This window comes from Parcubacteria group bacterium CG10_big_fil_rev_8_21_14_0_10_36_14 (assembly GCA_002772895.1).
Taxonomy (GTDB): domain Bacteria; phylum Patescibacteriota; class Patescibacteriia.
On the sequence record PFCS01000032.1, the window covers coordinates 1 to 2,662 of the forward strand.

2 protein-coding genes are annotated in these 2,662 nt (G+C 33.5%); both read left to right on the forward strand.

The window, feature by feature from the left end; all coding sequences use genetic code 11:
* Window positions 1–11 precede the first annotated feature (11 nt).
* The gene (locus COU51_02210) at window positions 12–1,436 is read left to right on the forward strand and encodes a hypothetical protein (GenBank protein ID PIR66766.1); all 1,425 of its coding nucleotides are present in this window, start codon (window positions 12–14) and stop codon (window positions 1,434–1,436) included.
* A 3-nt stretch (window positions 1,437–1,439) separates the two neighbouring features.
* Window positions 1,440–2,662 (forward strand): hypothetical protein (locus tag COU51_02215; GenBank protein ID PIR66767.1); only part of this gene is annotated, 1,223 nt, incomplete at its 3' end.

Genomic DNA, 2,662 nt, shown 5'->3' on the forward strand with positions numbered 1-2,662 from the left:
TCTGAGTTTTTATGTCTTTAACTAGAAAAATCGCCCACAATACACTTTATCAAATAATCGGCCGTGGAGGAGCCGGTATTTTAGCTGTAGTCGGAATCGGCTTTATAATGCGCTATTTGGGGCGAGAAGGTTTTGGAATTTATACCACTATTACTGCTTTTTTAATGTTTTTCGGGATTATTGCTAATTTTGGGCTAACAACTATCACTGTTCAGATGATTTCAGAACGCGATAATGGAATTGATAAAATTTTCAATAATATTTTTACTTTGCGTCTTTTCTCCTCAATTATTCTATTAGGTCTAGCGCCAATCGCTTCTCTCTTTTTTCCCTATCCTACTATTATTAAGGTGGGTATTGCTATTACGAGTTTGGCATTTTTATTTCAGATGCTCACAGAAACTATTATTGGCATTTTTCAAAAACATTTGCAGATGTATAAACCGGCGATGGCAGAGTTTATATCCAGAATTATTTTTGTCGGGCTTATCGCGCTTTTTGTCTATTTGGAATATGGCATCCTATCAATGATGGTTGTTTTGAATATTGCAAACTTTATCTGGTTTGTTATAACTTTTTATTATGCGAGACGTTTAATAAAAATACGCCTTGCTTTTGACTGGGATATTTGGCATGAAGTTTTGCGGAGGTCCTGGCCAATCGGTCTTTCTATTATTTTAAATTTAATTTATTTGAAAACTGATATTTTAATTCTTTCCGTTTTAAAAAGCCAGGAAGCAGTTGGTCTTTATGGCGCGCCATATAAATTGATTGATGCTATCACAACTTTTGCTATGATGTTTATGGGATTAATTTTACCCCTTATGGCAGCAAGTTGGGCAAAACAAAATACCGAACGATTTAAAAAAATATTCCAAAAAACTTTTAACGGACTCATCTTGGTTGTTGTGCCAATGGTTGTCGGAACATATTTTATTGGAGAAAAAATAATGGTAATATACGCCGGGCAAGAGTTTGCGATTTCAGGAAAAGTATTAAGCATTTTAGTTTTAGGAGCTGGCGCCTTATTTATAGGTTCGCTTTTTGCGCACACAATCGTTGCCTTAAATAAACAAAAAATGATAATCTGGGGTTATGCGGTAGATGCCGGCATATCTCTGATTTTATATTTTATTTTTATTCCAAAATATTCGTATATCGGCGCGGCATGGGTGACTGTTTTCTCTGAAACACTGATTGCCTTTATCAGCTTATGGGTGATTTATCGCGTAACCGGTATTATGCCTCGCTTTATAAAAATATTTTTTAAATCTCTTTTAGCTGTTATACCAATGGGTTTGGCACTATATTATCTACAAAATTTACACGTTATATTTTTAATAGCTATCGCAGTAATAATTTACGGAATATTTATTGTTCTGTTTGGAGGTATTACGACAAAAGATATAAAAGAAGTTGTTAAATTAAAAACTTAGTTTATGTTATGTTTTGCCATTGTCATATTTTTTATTTTTATATTTTTAACTTATAAAAATTCGCTTTTAGCATTATTTGCATTTTCCGCGCTTATTCCAACATATCTTTTACGTTTTGATATTTCGGGTTTGCCGAGTACAATTTTAGAAATAATAATCTGGGCGATATTCTTTGGCTGGATAATATTTCATAGAGATTTTAAATTATTAAAATCACGTCTTACAAAAATAGGATGGCCTTTGGCGCTATTTTTTATTGCCTCAATAATTGCAATCTTTGTTTCTCCGGAAAAAATTTCTGCATTGGGAGTTTGGCGAGCATATTTTTTAGAAAGCATTCTTATCTTCCTATTGTTATTGGCAATAATAAAAGATAAAAATGATTTTAAAAAATTAATCTTCGGGCTTTCTATCCCTGCTTTGTATATATCTATATACGCAATAGCGCAAAAGTTTTTTGGAGCGCCAATCCCTTACCCATGGCAAAGTGAATTGCGCGTTACTTCAATTTTTGAATATCCGAATGCAGTAGGACTATTTTTAGCGCCAATTATTATCTTATTTATTTATCAAATAATAAATAACAAAAAAATATTGATTACTGGCTATTGGTTGTCAATTACCATATTATCACTTTTAACAATAATACTCGCCAAGTCTGATGGAGCGATATTTTCTGTAATGGGCGCAGGAGTTCTATTTATTCTTTTAAATTTATTTTTCAATAAAAAATACAAAAGTGGGGTCGTCGTTTTGTTACTCGTATTAATAGCCGGCGGCTTGCTCTTTAGTCTTCTGGAAATGGCACAAGAAAAAATAATGCTACAGGACTGGTCTGGGTTTGTCCGCTTAACAATTTGGGGCGAAACATGGAATATGCTTCGTAATAATTGGTTTTTTGGCGCCGGGCTTGCCGGATACCAAACAGCAATCATCCCATTTCATGAATCACGCGATTGGATGGAAATATTTTTATACCCACACAATATAATTTTAAATTTTTGGTCTGAAATGGGGCTTATCGGCTTAGCATCATTTATCTGGCTACTTGAAAAATTCGGCAAAGTGTGCTATGCTGTTCTAAAACGAGATAAACTTTTTACGATTACCACGATATGCGCAATGTCAGCATTACTTATTCACGGACTGGTTGATGTTCCATATTTCAAAAATGATTTATCCGTTCTGTTTTGGATGATTTATTCAATACCAATTATTATGGAGAG